A 17,632-nucleotide genomic window follows, 5' to 3' on the forward strand; every position below is an offset into this window, starting at 1 on the left:
GCGGCTCCCTATCTACTTGCGCGGCTGGCGCAGCGCCGACTGCTTGGCGAAGAGCTTGCGGAATACCGGGTAGATGTCGCCCGGCTTGGCGATCCGCGTCATCTGGAAATTGGGCCACTCGCCATCGACCGTCCGATAGGCACGCCAGAGCGAGGTGCCGTTGTCGGTGCGCGCGAAGATCTCGCTCTCGCGCTCGTCGATGATCTCAACATAGGCGTAGTACTGGCAATACTTCATCGCCGCGCTCAGAAGGCTGACGCAGCGCTCCGAATCGCCGGAGATGTTGTCGCCGTCGGAAGCCTGGGCGGCATAGATGTTCCACTCGTTGGCCGGATAGCGCGCTGCAATCACGCGCAGCATCTCCTCGAGCGCCGTGGAGACCATCGTTCCGCCGCTCTGGGTGCTGTAGAAGAAGGTTTCCTCGTCCACCTCGTGCGCCTCGTCCGTATGCCGGATGAAGACGATGTCGATCCGTTCGTAGCGCCGCCTCAGGAACAGGTGCAGCAGCACGAAGAAGCGCTTGGCCAGGTCCTTCTCCCGCTCGCCCATCGAGGCGGAAACGTCCATCAGGCAGAACATCACCGCATTGGCGTTTGGCAGAGGTTGCTGTTCGAAGCGGTTGAAGCGGATGTCCACGGTATCGATGAAGGGGACCCGCCGCCGCCGCCGCTCCAGCCAGTCCAGTTCGGCCTGCAGCATGGCGAGCCGTTCCTTGGCCTGTGCGCCCGGCTTTTTCTCAAGCTCCGCGATTTCGGCCGAAAGCGCGTCGATCTCGGCCTGCTTCGGCCGGCGCAGTGCGATGCGCCGGCCGTGGCTGTTGCGCATCGTCTTTGCGACGTTGATGTTGGTGGGAGAACCGGTGACGGCATAGCCCGCCCGCCGCGGCTTGAAGGTCATTGTCTCCTTCAGCGACAGCTTGATCATGTCGGGAAGTTCGAGGTCTTCAAAGAAAAGGTCGAGCACCTCGTCGTGCGAGAGCGAGAACTGGAAGTCGTCCTCGTCCTCGCCCGTTCCCGCACCACCTTTCCCGCCTCCGCCGCCCTGGGGCTTGCGCAGCCGGTCGCCCGGCGAGAATTCCTTGTTGCCGGGCAAGACACGCTCGCGGTCCCCGGTGTCGCCTGCAGGCTGGAACGTCGGCTCGGATACGCCGCGCGTCGGCATTGAAACGTTCTGCCCGCCGCCGACGTCGGCGATGCCGACAGACTTGATCTGCTCCTTCACAGCGCGCTTCAGTTCCTCGCGCGCCCGTTTCAGAAAGCGCTGCCGGTTGCCGATACTCTTGTCTTTGGGATTGAGGCGCCGGTCGATGAAATTCGGCATGCTAAAGCCCCGGATGGTTGATTTCGCACCCATGCCCCGGCGACATTGCGCGATCGACATCGTCCGATGCCATCCGCTCCGACTGTCTCGCTTCGCCGCGGCCGTACCTCAGGGTATGCCCTTCGACGAAAATCGCAACCATGGCCAATTCCTTCCGGAGCGATGGGACACTCAAGCCGTCCGGGGGAGGGGAGCCCCCGGAGAACATGCATCATCCGGCCTTGTTCACCCGCATGTACCAATCGACGAGGCGCCGGACCTGCCGCCTGGTGTAACCGCGTTCGATCATGCGATGGATGAACTCGGCATGCTGCTTCTCTGTCGCGCTGTCCTTCTTGGAGCCGAAGCTGATCACCGGAAGCAAATCCTCGACCTGCCCGAACATCCGCTTCTCGATCACTTCGCGAAGCTTCTCGTAGCTCGTCCAGGACGGATTGCGGCCGTTGTTCTTGGCCCGCGCCCTCAGCGTGAACTTGACCACCTCGTTGCGGAAGTCCTTCGGGTTGGCGATGCCGGCCGGCTTTTCGATCTGCGACAGCTCGCTGTCGAGAATCTGCCGGTTGAGGATCTGGCCCGTGTCGGGATCCTTGAAGTCCTGGTCTTCCAGCCAGGCGTCGGCATAGGCGATGTAGCGGTCGAACAGGTTCTGGCCGTACTCGCTGTAGGATTCCAGATAGGCCTTCTGAATCTCATGCCCGATGAACTCGGCGTAGCGGCTGGCGAGCTCGGAGCGGATGAAGTCCAGATAGGCGGCCTCGGTTTCCTTCGGATACTGCTCGCGCCGGATCGCCTGCTCGAGAATGTACATCAGGTGCACCGGATCGGCGGCCACTTCCTTCGTGTCGTAGTTGAAGGTTTCCGACAGCACCTTGAAGGCGAAGCGGGTGCTGACGCCGGTCATGCCCTCGTCGACGCCGGCGGCATCGCGGTACTCCTGAACCGACTTCGCCTTGGGATCGACGTCCTTCAGGTTCTCGCCGTCATAGACCCGCATCTTGGTGTAGAGCGAGGAATTCTCGTGGGGTGCGAGACGCGTGGAGACGGTGAAGCGGCTGAGCGTTTCCAGCACCTCCGGCGCGCATGGGTTCTTCGCAAGCTCGCTTTCGCGCAAGAGCTTCTCGTAGATCTGCCGTTCCTCGGTCACGCGCAGGCAGTAGGGAACCTTGACCACCAGGATACGGTCGAGGAAGGCCTCGTTGTTCTTGTTGTTCTTGAACTGCAGCCACTCGGATTCGTTGGAGTGCGCCAGCACGATGCCCTGGTAGGGGAAGGCGCCGAAATTCTCGGTGCCGTTGTAGTTCCCTTCCTGGGTCGCCGTCAGCAGCGGGTGCAGAACCTTGATCGGCGCCTTGAACATCTCGACGAATTCGAGCAGGCCCTGCGTCGTCCGGTTCAGGCCGCCCGAGTAGGAATAGGCGTCCGGATCGGCCTGGCTGAAGTTCTCGAGCTGGCGGATGTCCACCTTGCCGACCAGCGAGGAGACGTCCTGGTTGTTCTCGTCGCCGGGCTCGGTCTTGGCGATCGCGATCTGACGCAGCCGCGACGGCATCATCTTGACCACGCTGAACTTGGAAATGTCGCCGCCGACCTCGTCGAGCCGTTTCGCCGCCCAGGGAGAGATCAGCCCGGTGAGGCGCCGCCGGCTGATGCCGTACTTGTCTTCCAGAAGATCGGCCATACGGTCGGGGTGGAAAAGGCCGAGCGGGCTTTCGAAGATCGGGCTGACCTTGCCGTTGACCATCAGCGTGTAGATCGGCCGAAGCTCCATCAGCTTCTTCAGCCGCTCGGCCAGCGACGACTTGCCGCCGCCGACGGGACCGAGCAGGTAAAGAATCTGCTTGCGCTCCTCGAGCCCCTGTGCCGCATAGCGGAAATACCCCACGATCCGCTCGATCGTGTCTTCCATCCCGTAGAATTCGGAGAAGGCCGGATAGATCTTGATGGTCCGGTTGGAGTAGATGCGCCCGAGCCGTTCGTCGGCGCTGGTATCGATCAGGGTGGGCTCGCCGATCGCTTCGACCATCCGCTCCTGGGCGGTGGCGTACATGCTTTTGTCATCTCGGCACGCTATCAGGTATTCCTGCAGAGACATCTCCTCGCGCGCCGTGCTGGAGTAAATCTCCGAGAAGAGATTGAAGACGTCGGACTCACCCCTTTGCATGTTCGTCTCCTAGGACAACCCGCTGAAGTCGGATGGAATCAGTGCCTGTGTAAACACTATACAGGAAAACGGATTTCATGGCTTAGTGTTCCCTTCACAATAATGAGCCAATGTGGCGATTTGTGTGATTGGAAGGCGCGCGAACCGGTCTTTCGCCTCAGGCGAGGCGAGGCTTTCGTGGCGTGGGAAGTTCTGGAACTTAAACCCGGGAAGAACGGCCATGAACGCGAATGGAGCACATATCGCGCCCCTTGGCCAATCACGTAACTGAGATTGAACGCACCGCAGTAAACTTATTTGTGCGATGCAGCGTGCGAAGACCGGAAAGTCCGGTCGTCAGCGGATACGGGTTCGGCTTGCCGCTTGGCGACAGCCAGTTCTCGTGACAGCCGCTCCGTATCGCCGCCGACCTGCAGCACCTGGACGAGATTGTCGTTCAGATCGGCGATCTTCACCGCCCGAGCCAGGGAATTTGCCAGTGCGCGTTTCAGGAAATCGTCGTCGGCTTCCCCGGCACGCCGGGTCAGTGCGTCCACCGCATCGAGGATGCTCGGGAAAAGCCTTCGCCGGCCAGCCGCGCCGATGTCCACGAGCCGGTCTTCTCCACCACGTCATGCAGATAGGCGACGGTTTTTTCCTCGGCGGTGGACATGGCTTCGGCAACCCGCCGGCAATGTTCGAAATAGGGTTCGCCAACCTTGTCCAGTTGTCCGTGGTGCGCGTTGCGGGCGATGGCGACTGCCCGCATGAGCATTGTCGAGGCATTCATGACGGACCTGCTTGCGTTGGTCTTTCTTTGTCGTTCGAACGCACGGAGCAACGCCTGGTTCCTGCTGGATGCCGAAGGATTGTTCGCTGGTGCAAGCCGGGTCCAGGCATGTCACGACGGGCGGAACCATTACACAGACCCGCCGTTGACCAGTGGCAAGGAAGGAGAACAGTCTGATGCAGGAAGCAAAGAACGATCACGAAGTTGAACGGCGAGCGCTTGCCCTAGAGCGCGCCCTGATCCTTCTTATCGGCGACCTGGCGACCCGCGGCATGGTTTCGGCCGATGAAGCGGAGGTTGCCTTGCAGGTGATCGGGGAAAGTTCACAGGCCTCGTCGGCCCGCACCTCGAGCGCCCTCATGCTGATGCGGCAGCTGCGCCGCCTGCGTGCGAACGACGGCGCGATCGCGCCGGGCGCAACGGGACTCTCATCGCACGAATAGTGAGTTCGAAAATCCGACCGGCCCTTCCGGCGCATCGATAGGTTTGTGTCGAATTGAAAGCCGCCGCGGCAAGTCGATTGCCGCGGCGGCTGTGTTTCCGCCCATTGGGTGACTTAGTCCTTTTTCGCCGCCCGCTTGCCGGCGCGTCCTGCTGTTATGGTGGAGGTGGTCGCCGACGCCGGGTCGCTCGCCGGGAAAGATCCCATAAGGCCTGCTTCCAGCTCCTCCTCCAGCGCCAACGCATCTCCGGTCTCTCGCGCGCTTCGCAGGACGCGCATCTTTTCGTCGTCCATTTCGGGGAGCGCGCCGCTGGTGGCGGCGACATCGGCAAGAAGCGCGCGCGCCTCGTCGACGGCGTTCATCCGGTTGCGGCGTCCGCCGCCGTCACCGGCAAGCCGGACGCTGATGACTTCGCCGTGATCGCCCACGAATTCGACCGTGAAGGCGCCCCGGCGGCCGGCTTCGGAATGAACCTGCGTTCCGACAATCTGCATGGCAATGATCCTCCGTTAGACATCGACATCCAAACGTCGCGTTGAGCGCCAATGTTCCGGCGGCCCGCGCCGTGGGCGACCCGTTGGCCGAGGCTGTCGTCGAGGCCGACGACCCGCCTCGGCGAAGCGTTATCCCCCCGGCGCCATTTCGTCGAACGCCCGGTTCCTGGGAAGCCGCCGGTCATGTGTTCTTCCGAAAAGTCATCAACCGAAACCTCCCGGGGCAGGCCGTGAACGCGGGAGGAGGGCGGTATCTATTTGCTGTCGAATGGTTTTCAGGAAATTGCCGTATCGACCGCGCGCGCGGGAGCCACTCAACCTGCCTCGGCTTCTGGTTGCCCCAGAAATCGATTGCCACCATCAAACGCTGTTCCTAGTATCGAACCCGGTCAGCCGATGTTGACCTTGATCAAGGCTGGGGAGAGCACCGCACAATAGGTCTTTGCATCGCATGATTTGAATCTTCAGGAGCTTCTGCAATGACGATCGTGAACGGGATGACGACTGGCCAATTGGAGGCGGGCGGGTTTTTCCGGCCGCTGCTTTCCACCCGAAGCCGATCTGCAGGTCCAGCCTCTGCCGGTGCCGCGATGGACTGCGCCGTTCGTCCCCCTCTTTTTGACGCGCCCGTGCACACGGCGCCACCGCGCGTGCTGCCGTCTCGGCGATATCCGCCCGCCCGGGGCGCCTGAGCCGCTGTTTCCTTAAGGTCGCAGCGGACATCCGGTTGCGGCTGTCCCAGCCAACAGCCCGAGCAAAGGGCATGACGTGAAGGATTTCGATTGATGACCAGGAAGGGTTGGATAATCGCAGCGCTGGTGGCTGTCGTTGCGGCGGGCGGCTATTACGGCTGGACCAGCCTCACCGGTTCGCGCCTTCCTGCCGGCATTGCCAGCGGTAACGGACGCATCGAGGCCGTGGAAATCGACGTCTCCACGAAGATCGCCGGCCGCATTGCCGATATCCTCGTCGACGAAGGCGAGTTTGTCGAACCGGGTCAGGAACTGGCGCGGATGGATACCGCCCAGCTGGACGCCCGGCGCCGCCAGGCGGAAGCGGAACTGGCGCGGGCGAAAATCGGTGTGGAGACGGCTGGAAGTCTCGTCAGGCAGCAGGAAGCCCAGAGGGAAGCGGCTGCCGCCCTGATCGCGCAGCGCCAGGCCGAACTGGAAGCCGCCCTGACACGAAGGAACCGCTCCGAGCAGTTGTTGCGGACGAATACCGTCTCGCAGCAGGTGCTCGACGACGACCGCGCGAACTACCAGGCTGCGGTTGCGACGGTCGCTGCCGCCAAGGCGCAGCTCGCAGCTGCAGAGGCCGCCGTCAGCACGGCGCAGGCGCAGGTTGTGGACGCGAAGGCCGCAGTCGAGGCGGCAGAGGCCGCAATCGAGAGCATCGACGCAGACCTGAACGATAGCGTGCTGCGTTCGCCGCGCGCCGGCCGCGTCCAGTATCGGGTCGCCCAGCCGGGAGAGGTGCTTTCCGCCGGCGGTCGCGTCCTGAACCTGGTCGACCTGACCGACGTCTCCATGACCTTCTTCCTGCCGACCGAGCAGGCCGGCCGCGTCGCGCTCGGCAGCGAGGTCCGGCTCGTGCTCGACGCCATTCCGCAATACGTGATCCCGGCCAAGGCCACCTTCGTGGCCGACGTCGCCCAGTTCACGCCGAAGACGGTCGAGACGCAGGAGGAACGGCTGAAGCTGATGTTCCGCATCAAGGCGAGGATCGAGCCCGAGCTTCTCACGCGATACATCCGCCAGGTGAAGACCGGTCTGCCGGGCGTGGCCTATGTTAAGATCGCGCAGGATGCCGAGTGGCCTGCCGCGCTCGGAAACGTCGTGAAATGAGCGTCGCTGCGACGAGGGATGCGACAGCCGGCACCGTCGCGCGCATCGAGGATGTCGGCCTCTCCTACGGCAAGACACGTGCGCTGGACGGGATAACGCTCGAAATTCCTTCCGGCTGCATGGTTGGCCTCATCGGTCCGGACGGCGTCGGAAAGTCGAGCCTGCTGTCGCTGATTGCCGGTGCCCGCGCCATGCAGCAGGGGCGGATCGAGGTGCTGGGCGGCGATATCGCCGATGCGCGCCACCGCCGCCTGACCTCGCCGCGCATCGCCTTCATGCCGCAGGGGCTGGGAAAGAACCTCTATCCGACGCTGTCGGTCTTCGAGAACGCCGATTTCTTCGGCGGTCTGTTTGGTCAGGGTGCGCAGGAACGGAAGGCCCGCATCGCTGCGCTCCTGAAGAGCACGGGGCTTGGCCCCTTTGCGGATCGTCCCGCCGGCAAGCTTTCCGGCGGCATGAAGCAGAAGCTCGGCCTCTGCTGCGCGCTGATCCACGATCCCGATCTTCTGATCCTCGACGAGCCGACCACCGGCGTCGATCCCCTGTCGCGGCGGCAGTTCTGGGAATTGATCGACAAGATCCGCGATGAGCGCACCGGCATGAGCGTGCTGGTTTCCACCGCCTACATGGAGGAGGCGGCGCGCTTCGACTGGCTGGTGGCGATGGATGCAGGCCGGGTGCTGGCCACCGGCACGCCGGCCGAGCTTTTGGAACGGACCGGCACCTCCAATCTCGACGCGGCCTTCGTGGCACTTCTGCCGGAGGAAAAGCGCCGCGGCCACACTGAGCTGACGATCCCGCCGCGAAAGACGGGCGCGGACGAGCAGATCGCTATCGAGGCCGATCATCTGACGATGCGCTTCGGCGACTTCACCGCCGTCAGCGATGTCAGCTTCCGCATTCCGCGCGGCGAGATCTTCGGCTTCCTCGGCTCCAACGGCTGCGGCAAGACGACGACGATGAAGATGCTGACCGGCCTTCTGCCTGCCAGCGAAGGCACCGCCCGGCTGTTCGGCAAGGTGGTGGATCCCAACGATATGGCCGTGCGAAGGCGCATCGGCTACATGTCCCAGGCTTTTTCGCTCTATGGCGAGCTTTCGGTCCGGCAGAATCTCGAACTGCACGCCCGCCTGTTCCAGATGCCTGCGGATGCGATCTCCGAGCGCGTCGCCTACATGGCCGAGCGCTTCGATCTGACGGACGTGATGGATGCCATGCCGGACGCGCTGCCGCTCGGTATCCGCCAGAGGCTTTCGCTGGCCGTTGCGATGGTGCATTCGCCGGAAATCCTGATCCTCGACGAGCCGACATCGGGCGTCGATCCGGTCGCGCGCGACGGCTTCTGGGAGATCCTGGCCGACCTGTCGCGCAAGGACAACGTCACGATCTTCGTCTCGACCCATTTCATGAACGAGGCCGAACTGTGCGACCGCATCTCGCTGATGCACGCCGGCAAGGTGCTGGTCAGCGACACGCCTGCCAACATTGTCAAGTTTCGCAGCGCGCAGACCCTGGAGCAGGCCTTCGTCGAATATCTCGAGGAAGCGATCGGCGAGACGTCGCCTGCCGCCGAAGCCGGGCCGTCGCAACCCGTGACGCCGGTGGCCGAGGCAGCGAAGGCCGAGGCGCGCGCGCGGCGCTTCTTCGATTTCGGCCGCATGTTCGCCTATACCAGGCGCGAGACGCTGGAATTGCAGCGCGACCCGATCCGCGCCACGCTAGCCCTGATCGGCAGCCTCGTCCTGATGTTCGTCATCGGCTACGGCATCAATCTCGACGTGGAGAACCTGTCTTTTGCGGTTCTCGACCGGGACGACACGACCATCAGCCGCGACTACACCCTGCAGATCGCAGGCTCGCGCTATTTCACCGAGAAGGCGCCGATCACCGACTACGAGGACATGGACCGGCGCATGCGCAATGGCGAACTGAGCCTTGCCATCGAGATTCCGCCAGGCTTCGGGCGCGACGTTGCCCGCGGCCGCGATGCGCAGGTCAGCGCCTGGATCGACGGCGCCATGCCGACGCGCGCGGAGACGGTCCGCGGCTACGTGCAGGGCATGCACGCCACCTGGCTCAGCCAGAAGGCGCGTCAGCGCTACGGCGATGTCGCCGCGGCTGGCGATTACCAGCTGGAGATCCGCTACCGCTACAATCCCGATGTGCAGAGCCTGATCGCGATCGTTCCCGCCGTCATGCCGATCCTGCTCTTGATGATCCCGTCCATGCTGACCGTTCTCAGCATCGTCCGCGAGAAGGAGCTGGGGTCGATCATCAATTTCTACGTGACGCCGGTGACGCGGCTCGAATTCCTGCTCGGCAAGCAGATCCCCTATATCGTGCTTGCCGCCCTCAACGTCATTCTGCTGACCGCCTTTGCCATATTCGTCTTTCGCGTGCCCTTCACCGGCAGCTTCCTGGTGTTCGGCACGGCGGCACTCCTCTATGTCGTCGTCACGACCAGCATGGGGCTGGTGATCTCCACTTTCATCAACAGCCAGATCGCCGCGATCTTCGGCACGGCGCTGATCACGCTGGTGCCGGCCGTGCAGTATTCCGGCATGATCGACCCGGTTTCTTCGCTGCGCGGTTTCGGCGCCGTGATCGGCAACATCCTCCCGACAACCTACTTCATCACCATCTCGCGCGGATCGTTTTCGAAGGCCCTCGATTTTGCCGATCTCGGCGCCGCCTTCCTCCCGCTCCTGATCGCCGTTCCCGTGCTCTTCGGCCTCGGCGTGGCGCTCCTCAAGAAGCAGGCGACGTGACATGCGGCTAGCCAACGTTTTCCAGCTGGGCGTCAAGGAACTGCGCGGGCTCATGCGCGATCCCGTGCTGCTGATCCTGATCCTCTACTCGTTCTCGCTGTCGATCTATTCCGCCTCCAACGCCACGCCGGACACGCTGAACCACGCGGCGATCGCGATCGTCGACGAGGACGAATCGCCGATCTCCTCGCGCATCATCACCGCCTTCTATCCGCCCTATTTCTCGGTGCCGAAACTGATCACCCAGGCGGAGATGGACAGCCGTATGGACGCGGGGCTCGACACCTTCGCGCTCGACATCCCGCCGAATTTCCAGCGCGACCTCCTGGCCGGAAAGTCGCCGACGATCCAGCTCAACGTCGACGCCACGCGCATGTCGCAGGCGTTCAGCGGCGGCGGTTACGTGCAGTCGATCGTGTCGGGCGAAATCGACGAATATATCAACCGCTACCGCGGCGAGACGAGTCTGCCGGTCGATCTGGTGCTTCGCGCCCGCTTCAATCCGCAGCTCGACAAGGGCTGGTTCATGCCAATATCCAACGTGATCACGGCGATCACCATGCTGGCGATCGTGCTGACGGGGGCAGCGCTCATTCGCGAACGCGAGCACGGCACGATCGAGCATCTGCTGGTGATGCCGGTCACCCCGACCGAGATCATGGTCAGTAAGATCTGGTCGATGGGTGCCGTCGTTCTCGTCGCCTCCGCCCTCTCATTGGTCATCGTCGTGCAGGGCATCCTGAGCGTTCCGATCGAGGGATCGCTGGCGCTCTTTCTTGCCGGGACGGCGCTTCAGCTCTTTGCCACCACCTGCATGGGCATCTTCCTTGCGACGGTGGCCGGCTCCATGCCGCAGTTCGGCCTGCTGCTGATGCTTGTGCTTCTGCCGCTCCAGGTTCTCTCCGGTGCGCTGACGCCGCGCGAAAGCATGCCCGAATTCATCCAGACGCTGATGCTCGCCGCCCCCAACACCCATTTCGTCATCCTCGCCCAGGCGATCCTGTTTCGGGGCGCGGGGCTTTCGGTCGTCTGGCCGCAGTTTTTGGCGCTGACGGCGATCGGTGCGGTCTTCTTCTACGTTTCATTGCGCCGGTTCCGCCAGTTCCTGCGCTAACGCAGTGGCCGCCGCCGTGCGCCGTTGACACATGGTGTTGCAATTCAAGGAGATGTTCGATGACAGCGAATAGGACCGAAACGCGCAGGCAGAGGCCGGATGCGGCGGAAATCGCGCTGATCGACCGCTACTGGCGGGCTGCGAACTATCTCTCCGTCGGGCAGATCTACCTGCTCGACAATCCGCTCCTGCGCGAGCCGCTGAAGGCGGAGCACATCAAGCCGCGGCTGCTCGGCCATTGGGGAACGACGCCGGGGCTGAACTTCATCTACGCGCACCTGAACCGCATCATCCGCGCGCGCGACGCCAATGTGATCTACGTCTGCGGCCCCGGCCACGGCGGACCCGGCATGGTCGCCAACACCTATCTGGAGGGAACCTACAGCGAGGTCTATCCCGCGATCGGTGAGGATGCGGAAGGTCTGCAGAAGCTGTTCAAGCAGTTCTCCTTCCCCGGCGGCGTGCCGAGCCACGTGGCTCCCGAGACGCCGGGTTCCATTCATGAGGGCGGCGAACTCGGCTATGCGCTGGTCCACGCATACGGTGCGGCATTCGACAATCCCGATCTCGTCGTCGCCTGCGTGGTCGGCGATGGCGAAGCGGAGACCGGTCCGCTCTCCACAAGCTGGCAGTCGCACAAGTTCCTAAACGCCGCCCGCGACGGTGCGGTTCTGCCGATCCTGCACCTGAACGGCTACAAGATCGCCAATCCCACTGTCCTCGCCCGCATGAGCGACGAGGACCTGCGCAGCCTCTTTACCGGCTACGGCTACCAGCCCTATTTTGTCGAAGGTCACGAGCCGGAGAAGATGCACCCCCGCATGGCGGAGGTGCTGGACGAAGTGTTCGATGTGATCGCCGAAATCCAGGCGAAGGCGCGATCCGGTGACGCGGGGCACGGTTGCCCGCGCTGGCCGATGATCGTGCTGCGCAGCCCCAAGGGCTGGACCGGCCCGAAGGAAGTGGACGGCCTCAAGGTCGAGGATTTCTGGCGCTCGCACCAGGTACCCGTTTCCAATTGCCGCGGCGATGCCGGACACCGCAAGATCCTCGAGGAATGGATGCAGAGCTACGGACCGCACGACCTGTTCGACGAGGCGGGCCGGCTGAGACCGGAGTTGCGGGCGCTTGCGCCGCAGGGACGGCGCCGCATGGGCGCCAACCCGCATGCGAATGGCGGTCTGCTGCGGCGCACGCTCGAACTGCCCGACATTCGCGACTATGCCGTCGCCGTCGAAAGCCCCGGCCGCGATCTCGGACAATCGACCAGGGTGCTCGGCAGCTATCTGCGCGATGTCATGCGGATGAACGACAAATATTCGAACTTCCGCGTTTTTGGCCCCGACGAGACCGAATCCAACCGCCTCGGCGACGTTTTCCAGGCGACCGACCGCGTCTGGATGGAGGACATCCAGCCATACGACGTTCATCTTTCGCCCGATGGGCGCGTGATGGAGGTGCTCAGCGAGCATCTTTGCCAGGGCTGGCTGGAAGGCTATCTGCTCACCGGCCGGCACGGCTTCTTCTCCTGCTACGAAGCCTTCATCCACATCGTCGATTCCATGTTCAACCAGCACGCCAAGTGGCTGCAGGTCTCGCGCGAACTGTCCTGGCGCAAGCCTGTCTCGTCGCTGAACTATCTGCTGACCTCGCATGTCTGGCGGCAGGACCATAACGGCCTCAGCCATCAGGATCCGGGCTTCATCGATCTGGTCGCCAACAAGAAGGCCGACATCGTCCGCATCTATCTGCCGCCCGATGCCAACACGCTGTTGTGGGTCGGCGATCATTGCCTGAAGACTTATGACCGCATCAACGTCATCGTCGCCGGAAAGCAGCCCGAGCCGCAATGGCTGACGATGGAGGAGGCCGTCCAGCACTGCGAGGCGGGCATGGGCCGATGGGATTGGGCCAGCAACGAGGGCGAGGAGGAGCCGGACGTCGTCATGGCCTGTGCCGGCGATGTCCCGACCATGGAGACGCTCGCGGCGGTGGACCTCTTGCGCGAGCATATTCCCGACCTGAAGGTCCGGGTCGTCAATGTCGTCGATCTTCTGGCGCTGCAGCCGCAGTACCGCCACCCGCATGGGCTGGACGACGAGGCTTTCGACGCGCTGTTCACCAAGAACCGGCCGGTGGTCTTCGCCTATCACGGCTATCCCTACCTGATCCATCGGCTGACATACAAGCGAAGGAACCACGGCAACATCCACGTGCACGGCTTCGTCGACGAGGGCACCACGACCTCGCCCTTCGACATGACCGTGATGAACGAGCTCGACCGCTATCACCTGGCCCTTGCCGCCATCAAATGGGTGCCGGGCCTGGAGGTGCGCGCCTCCGAGGTGGTCGCCGAACTTCAGGGCAAGCTCGATGCGCATCATCACTATGTGCGCGCCTATGGCGAGGACATGCCTGAAATCCGGGACTGGACCTGGTCACGCTGAGGGCGCCATTTCCGCAGTCGGTAGTGGGTTCTTGTGGCAACCACATGCGCAAAAACCGGGACCTGAAGCGTGCCGCACGAACCCCTTTTCACGCGACACGCGTGGCCGGCGGAACGCCTGCCTTCGATGTTGCCGTCGCCGCGTTCTCCGCTTGACATCGAAGCGCGGCTGCGTGACGACCGGTGCCGTCGAATTTTCTCCTCCCGCCTTTCGAAGGACTTTCTGAAAATGCCCGGTCCCTATGTTGTTCCCGTCCACGGTGATGCCGATCTGCCGAAGGAGGTCGATGTTGTCGTCATCGGCGGCGGCATTATCGGCACGTCCACCGCGCTGGAGCTTTCCGAGCGCGGCCTGCGTGTCGCGCTGTGCGAGAAGGGGGGGATCGCGCAGGAGCAGTCGAGCCGCAACTGGGGCTGGGTGCGCATCGCCTGCCGCGATCCGCGCGAAGTGCCGCTGATGGCCGCTTCCCTGCGCATCTGGGACACGCTCGACGAACGCACCGGCCGCGACACCGGCTTCAAGCGGGCGGGCATCATCTTCACCTCGTCGACCGAGCGGGAGTTCGCCGACCACAGCAGCTGGATCCGGAACCTCGACGGCTACGACATCGAGGCGCGTATGCTGACCGGCGCCGAGTTCCGGGAGATGTATCCGGGCACGACGATGAACCTGAAGGGCGCGCTCTATACGCCCACCGATGCCCGCGCCGAGCCGCAGAAGGCAGCACCCGCAATCGCCGAGGCGGCGAGGGCCAACGGGGCGGCAATCCTCACCGAATGCGCGGTGCGCGGCATCGAGACGGCCGCCGGCGCGGTGTCCGGCGTGGTCACGGAGCGGGGCGCCATAGCCTGCAAGGCGGTGGTGCTCGCGGGCGGTGCCTGGTCGAGCCTGTTTGCCGGCACGTTGGGCATTCACCTGCCGCAATTGAAGGTTCTGAATTCGGTCCTGCGCACCACGCCGCTCGACGGCGCGCCGGAGCAGACGATGTGGGCCTCCGGCTTTGCCTTCCGCAAGCGTCAGGACGGCGGCTATACGGTGGCCTCCGGTCACGAAAACATCGTCGACATCGTGCCGAAGTCCTTCCGCTTCGCGTTCGATTTTCTGCCCGCGCTGAAGATGCAATGGCGGTCGCTGAAGTTTCGCGCCGGCTGGCGCTTTTTCGATGAGGCGCGCATCGCCAGCCGCTGGGCGTTGGACGAGCCGAGCCCGTTCGAATATTGCCGCGTGCTCGACCCGGTTCCGTCCAGGAAGATGTCGGACAATGCGCTTTCGAGTCTGCGCCGCGCCTTCCCCGTCTTCGAGAGGGCGCAGGTTGCCCAGCGCTGGGGCGGCCTGATGGATGTCACGCCCGATGCGATTCCCGTGATCTCCGCGGTCGACCGCATTCCCGGCTTCCATATCGCAACGGGCTTTTCCGGCCATGGCTTCGGCATCGGCCCGGGGGCGGGCCGGCTGATGGCCGACATCGTCACCGGCGCAACGCCGGTGGTGGATCCGAGGGATTTCCGCCTGTCCCGTTTCACCGACGGCTCGAAGATCGAGCTGATCAGCGGCTTCTGAGACAGGCGGCCACTTTCAGCTCTTCATGGCGAGCCGGATGCGATCGTAGCAGCTGCAGCTTTTCACATGCAGTTGCTGCCTGTCGCGCACAGTGATGCGCCCGCGGTTGTAGCTGATCGCGCCGGCCTCCATCAGTTCCGTGCAGATGACGTTGACGGTCGCCCGCCGCAGTGCCAGCAGCTTCGACATCGCCTCCTGCGTGATGTGGAACTGGTCGCCGGCCACGCGGTCATGCGTCTGCAGCAGCCAGCGCGAGACCCTTTGCTCGGCGGTGTGGAGACTGTTGCAGGCAGCCGATTCCATCAGTTGCACGATGAGCGAGCGCACATAGCGAAGGATGGCGGGGCGCAGGTCGTGGAAGCGGTCCAGCGCCGTGCGGAAATCCTCGACCGAAAGCCAGAGCGCCTTGCCCGGCACCTGGACGACCGATTTGCCGAGCGCACGGTCTCCTTCCAGAACGAAGGCGAGTCCGAGGAGACCTTCCGGTCCCAGCGAAGCCTTCTCCACGTTCTTGTCGCCGGTCACGTCAGTAACGAAGGAGATGACGCCTTCGACAGGGAAGACGACATGGCTCATCGCCTCTTCTTCGCTGAAGATGACGTCGCCGGTTTCCAGCTCACGAATTTCCCCGCACTCGAACATGAATTCCCGAGCGCTCGGATGCAGCGAGGATAGAATCTTGTTGCCGAAAAAATTGTCTGATTTGTTACTGTCGATCAAGGAACGCCCCAGTATGTCCCATTGAACTAGTAACATATTCAGCAAACTTTTAAACGACCATTTACTGTTCGTTAGGCATCTTGTAGCCGATTTCGACAAGGAGTCTCGGCATAAGGTTAACGTCGCGGTGATCGTTAGTCATAGGCAGACTGACGAAGACTTAAGTCAAATTGCGTATATAACCTGAACGCCGCAACCAAAAGTAGTGGCGTGTATATCCCCTCACGATGTGGCACGCAGCCAGTCTTCCATCCCGTGCGCAGCGGCCCGGCCGCTGGCAAGGCACGCGGTCAGCAGATAGCCGCCGGTGGGGGCCTCCCAGTCGATCATTTCGCCGGCCACGAACACGCCGGGCATCGCCTTGAGCATGAAGCTTGCGTCGATGCCGGCCCATTCGATGCCGCCGGCCGACGAGATGGCCTCAGCGATGGGCCGGGGACGCAGAGCCGGGATAGGCAACGCCTTGATCAGGGCGGCGAGCTCTTCCGGCCCGCGGCGACCGGCCTCCGGTGCGATTTCCCGCAGCAGCGCCGCCTTGACGCCCGAAAGCCCGGCTCCCTTGCGCAGGCGATTGGTGAAGCTGGCCTTCGTCCCCTGTCGGGCGAAATCGCGCGCAAGCTTGTCGATGCTGCGACCGGGCGCCAGGTCGATGACGAGGTTCGCTGCCCCGCCTGCCGCCAGCCGGTCGCGCAATGCAGCCGCATGGGCATAGACCAGGCTGCCTTCGATGCCATGGCGCGAAATCACGAACTCGCCTTGGACTGTGCCGGCATCCGAGGTGGCGGTGACGGACTTGAGCGGCTCGCCTGCGAAGCGGGTCGCAAAGCTTGCCGACCAGTCGACGTCGAAGCCGCAGTTGGCGGGGCGGAACGGCGAGACCGCAACTCCGCGTTCGACGAGCATATCCACCCAGGTCGCATCCGATCCAAGCCGGGGCCAGCTCGCTCCGCCGAGCGAAAGCAGGGTTGCGCGGCTTTTGACCGTCGCCTTTCCGTCCGGCGTGTCGAAGACAAGCGCGTCGCCTTCGAAGCCGATGAAGCGGTGCCGGGTGGAAATGGTTGCACCCTGCGCCTCGAGCCGGCGCAGCCATGCCCGAAGAAGAGGGGAGGCCTTCATTGCTGTCGGAAAGACCCGCCCGGACGTGCCGACGAAGGTCTCAATGCCGAGGGCGGCGCACCAGTCCTGCACGGCCTGCGGCGGAAACGCGTCGAGTGCTGCGCGAAGATGGGGCGACGCTGCCCCGAAGCGCCCGGAAAAGGATGCGAAGGGTTCGGAATGGGTGATGTTCAGACCGGATTTTCCGGCAAGCAGGAATTTCCGGGCGACGGTCGGCATCGCCTCGTACACGGCGACCGCCCGGCCGGACGCCGACAGGACCTCCGCCGCCATCAGCCCGGCCGGCCCGCCGCCGACGATCGCGATTTCCACTTCCTGCATGCGCCTGCCAGCCGGTTTCGGTTCTTCGGTCTTCTCTTTTGCGCGGGTGGCGCGCCGGCGCAAGGGTGCGGGTCAAAATCGCGATCATGCTTCCGGCCTGTGGACATGCTTCTGGCGGATTGGCAGGGGGCTGGCGATTGGATAGCGTCGCGGCAAAGAAGAGGAGCGGATCCCATGACAGACCGCGCGCCACCCGATCTGCGTGTGATCCTGCGCATAGACTTTCCCGAAACAGAGCGTCTCGGACGCGGCAAGATGATGCTGCTGGAGAAGATCCGGGAAACCGGGTCGATTTCGGCTGCCGGACGGGCGATGGACATGTCCTATCGCCGCGCGTGGCTGCTGGTCGACGCGATGAACCGCATGTTTGCCTCGCCGGTGGTGGAATCGCAGCGCGGCGGCAAGCAGGGTGGCGGCGCGGCGATCACGGCTTTCGGCGAGACCCTTCTGGCCCGCTTCCGCGCCATGGAGCAAAAGGCGCGGGACGCGCTGGCCCCGGACCTTGAATGGCTGGAGGCGAACCGCGCCAGGGATGCAAAGGACAAGGGCTGA

At 63.6% G+C, this 17,632-nt stretch carries 12 protein-coding genes and 1 pseudogene; 7 read left to right on the top strand and 6 right to left on the bottom strand.

All coding sequences use genetic code 11. From position 1 onward, the window contains the following. Positions 1-12 precede the first annotated feature (12 nt). The 3 genes and pseudogenes from CRO48_RS00140 to CRO48_RS00150 all read right to left on the bottom strand — a co-directional run bounded on the left by CRO48_RS00140 (position 13) and on the right by CRO48_RS00150 (position 4,250). On the bottom strand, positions 13-1,320 hold the full coding sequence (locus CRO48_RS00140; RefSeq protein ID WP_097135259.1) for a YeaH/YhbH family protein: 1,308 nt from the start codon (positions 1,318-1,320) through the stop codon (positions 13-15). Positions 1,321-1,531: 211 nt separating this feature from the next. Beyond that, complete coding sequence (locus tag CRO48_RS00145) at positions 1,532-3,481, bottom strand: PrkA family serine protein kinase (protein ID WP_097135261.1); 1,950 nt, start codon at positions 3,479-3,481, stop codon at positions 1,532-1,534. Between the two features lie 293 nt (positions 3,482-3,774). Further along, positions 3,775-4,250, bottom strand: a pseudogene (locus CRO48_RS00150) (HD domain-containing protein). 176 nt (positions 4,251-4,426) lie between these two features. On the opposite strand from CRO48_RS00150, the gene CRO48_RS00155 reads away from it, so the two are divergent. After that, on the top strand, positions 4,427-4,693 hold the full coding sequence (locus tag CRO48_RS00155) for a hypothetical protein (RefSeq protein ID WP_097135263.1): 267 nt from the start codon (positions 4,427-4,429) through the stop codon (positions 4,691-4,693). A 113-nt stretch (positions 4,694-4,806) separates the two neighbouring features. On the opposite strand, the gene CRO48_RS00160 is transcribed toward CRO48_RS00155, so the two are convergent. Next, a complete protein-coding gene (locus CRO48_RS00160; protein ID WP_097135265.1) occupies positions 4,807-5,187 on the bottom strand; it encodes a hypothetical protein in 381 nt (126 codons plus the stop codon). A 785-nt stretch (positions 5,188-5,972) separates the two neighbouring features. On the opposite strand from CRO48_RS00160, the gene CRO48_RS00165 reads away from it, so the two are divergent. The 5 genes from CRO48_RS00165 (at position 5,973) to CRO48_RS00185 (ending at position 14,923) form a co-directional block, all read left to right on the top strand. Next, positions 5,973-7,034 carry an HlyD family secretion protein gene (locus CRO48_RS00165; RefSeq protein ID WP_097135267.1) on the top strand — a complete coding sequence of 354 codons (1,062 nt, stop codon included), beginning with the start codon at positions 5,973-5,975 and terminating at the stop codon, positions 7,032-7,034. Beyond that, positions 7,031-9,802: a ribosome-associated ATPase/putative transporter RbbA gene (gene rbbA / locus CRO48_RS00170; protein ID WP_097135269.1), complete on the top strand. Its 2,772-nt coding sequence runs from the start codon at positions 7,031-7,033 to the stop codon at positions 9,800-9,802. The genes CRO48_RS00165 and rbbA overlap by 4 nt, the downstream gene beginning before the upstream one ends. Before the next feature lies 1 nt (position 9,803). Beyond that, positions 9,804-10,916, top strand: coding sequence for an ABC transporter permease (locus CRO48_RS00175; RefSeq protein WP_097135271.1), 1,113 nt, complete (start codon positions 9,804-9,806; stop codon positions 10,914-10,916). A 59-nt stretch (positions 10,917-10,975) separates the two neighbouring features. Beyond that, entirely contained in the window at positions 10,976-13,363 is a 2,388-nt protein-coding gene (locus CRO48_RS00180; protein ID WP_097135273.1) for a phosphoketolase family protein, read from the top strand. A 228-nt stretch (positions 13,364-13,591) separates the two neighbouring features. Next, positions 13,592-14,923 carry an NAD(P)/FAD-dependent oxidoreductase gene (locus tag CRO48_RS00185; RefSeq protein ID WP_097136023.1) on the top strand — a complete coding sequence of 444 codons (1,332 nt, stop codon included), beginning with the start codon at positions 13,592-13,594 and terminating at the stop codon, positions 14,921-14,923. Positions 14,924-14,938: 15 nt separating this feature from the next. Here the strand turns inward: CRO48_RS00185 and CRO48_RS00190 are convergent, their stop codons facing one another. Both CRO48_RS00190 and CRO48_RS00195 read right to left on the bottom strand, forming a co-directional pair. After that, positions 14,939-15,643, bottom strand: coding sequence for a Crp/Fnr family transcriptional regulator (locus tag CRO48_RS00190; RefSeq protein WP_176526599.1), 705 nt, complete (start codon positions 15,641-15,643; stop codon positions 14,939-14,941). 222 nt (positions 15,644-15,865) lie between these two features. Beyond that, positions 15,866-17,080, bottom strand: a complete 1,215-nt coding sequence (locus CRO48_RS00195; RefSeq protein WP_097136024.1) for a TIGR03862 family flavoprotein — start codon at positions 17,078-17,080, stop codon at positions 15,866-15,868. 174 nt (positions 17,081-17,254) lie between these two features. Here CRO48_RS00195 and CRO48_RS00200 point away from each other — a divergent pair, with 174 nt between their 5' ends. After that, the gene (locus CRO48_RS00200) at positions 17,255-17,632 is read left to right on the top strand and encodes a winged helix-turn-helix domain-containing protein (RefSeq protein ID WP_210201966.1); all 378 of its coding nucleotides are present in this window, start codon (positions 17,255-17,257) and stop codon (positions 17,630-17,632) included.

Origin of the sequence: Rhizobium subbaraonis (genome assembly GCF_900220975.1) — a bacterium.
GTDB lineage: Bacteria > Pseudomonadota > Alphaproteobacteria > Rhizobiales > Rhizobiaceae > Mycoplana > Mycoplana subbaraonis.

What these genes read in the sequence shown, in the direction of transcription:
- CRO48_RS00140 (WP_097135259.1), bottom strand. Translation starts at nt 1,320, where the DNA reads ATGCCGAATTTCATCGACCGGCGCCTCAATCCCAAAGACAAGAGTATC.
- CRO48_RS00145 (WP_097135261.1), bottom strand. Translation starts at nt 3,481, where the DNA reads ATGCAAAGGGGTGAGTCCGACGTCTTCAATCTCTTCTCGGAGATTTAC.
- CRO48_RS00155 (WP_097135263.1), top strand. Translation starts at nt 4,427, where the DNA reads ATGCAGGAAGCAAAGAACGATCACGAAGTTGAACGGCGAGCGCTTGCC.
- CRO48_RS00160 (WP_097135265.1), bottom strand. Translation starts at nt 5,187, where the DNA reads ATGCAGATTGTCGGAACGCAGGTTCATTCCGAAGCCGGCCGCCGGGGC.
- CRO48_RS00165 (WP_097135267.1), top strand. Translation starts at nt 5,973, where the DNA reads ATGACCAGGAAGGGTTGGATAATCGCAGCGCTGGTGGCTGTCGTTGCG.
- rbbA (WP_097135269.1), top strand. Translation starts at nt 7,031, where the DNA reads ATGAGCGTCGCTGCGACGAGGGATGCGACAGCCGGCACCGTCGCGCGC.
- CRO48_RS00175 (WP_097135271.1), top strand. Translation starts at nt 9,804, where the DNA reads ATGCGGCTAGCCAACGTTTTCCAGCTGGGCGTCAAGGAACTGCGCGGG.
- CRO48_RS00180 (WP_097135273.1), top strand. Translation starts at nt 10,976, where the DNA reads ATGACAGCGAATAGGACCGAAACGCGCAGGCAGAGGCCGGATGCGGCG.
- CRO48_RS00185 (WP_097136023.1), top strand. Translation starts at nt 13,592, where the DNA reads ATGCCCGGTCCCTATGTTGTTCCCGTCCACGGTGATGCCGATCTGCCG.
- CRO48_RS00195 (WP_097136024.1), bottom strand. Translation starts at nt 17,080, where the DNA reads ATGCAGGAAGTGGAAATCGCGATCGTCGGCGGCGGGCCGGCCGGGCTG.
- CRO48_RS00200 (WP_210201966.1), top strand. Translation starts at nt 17,255, where the DNA reads ATGACAGACCGCGCGCCACCCGATCTGCGTGTGATCCTGCGCATAGAC.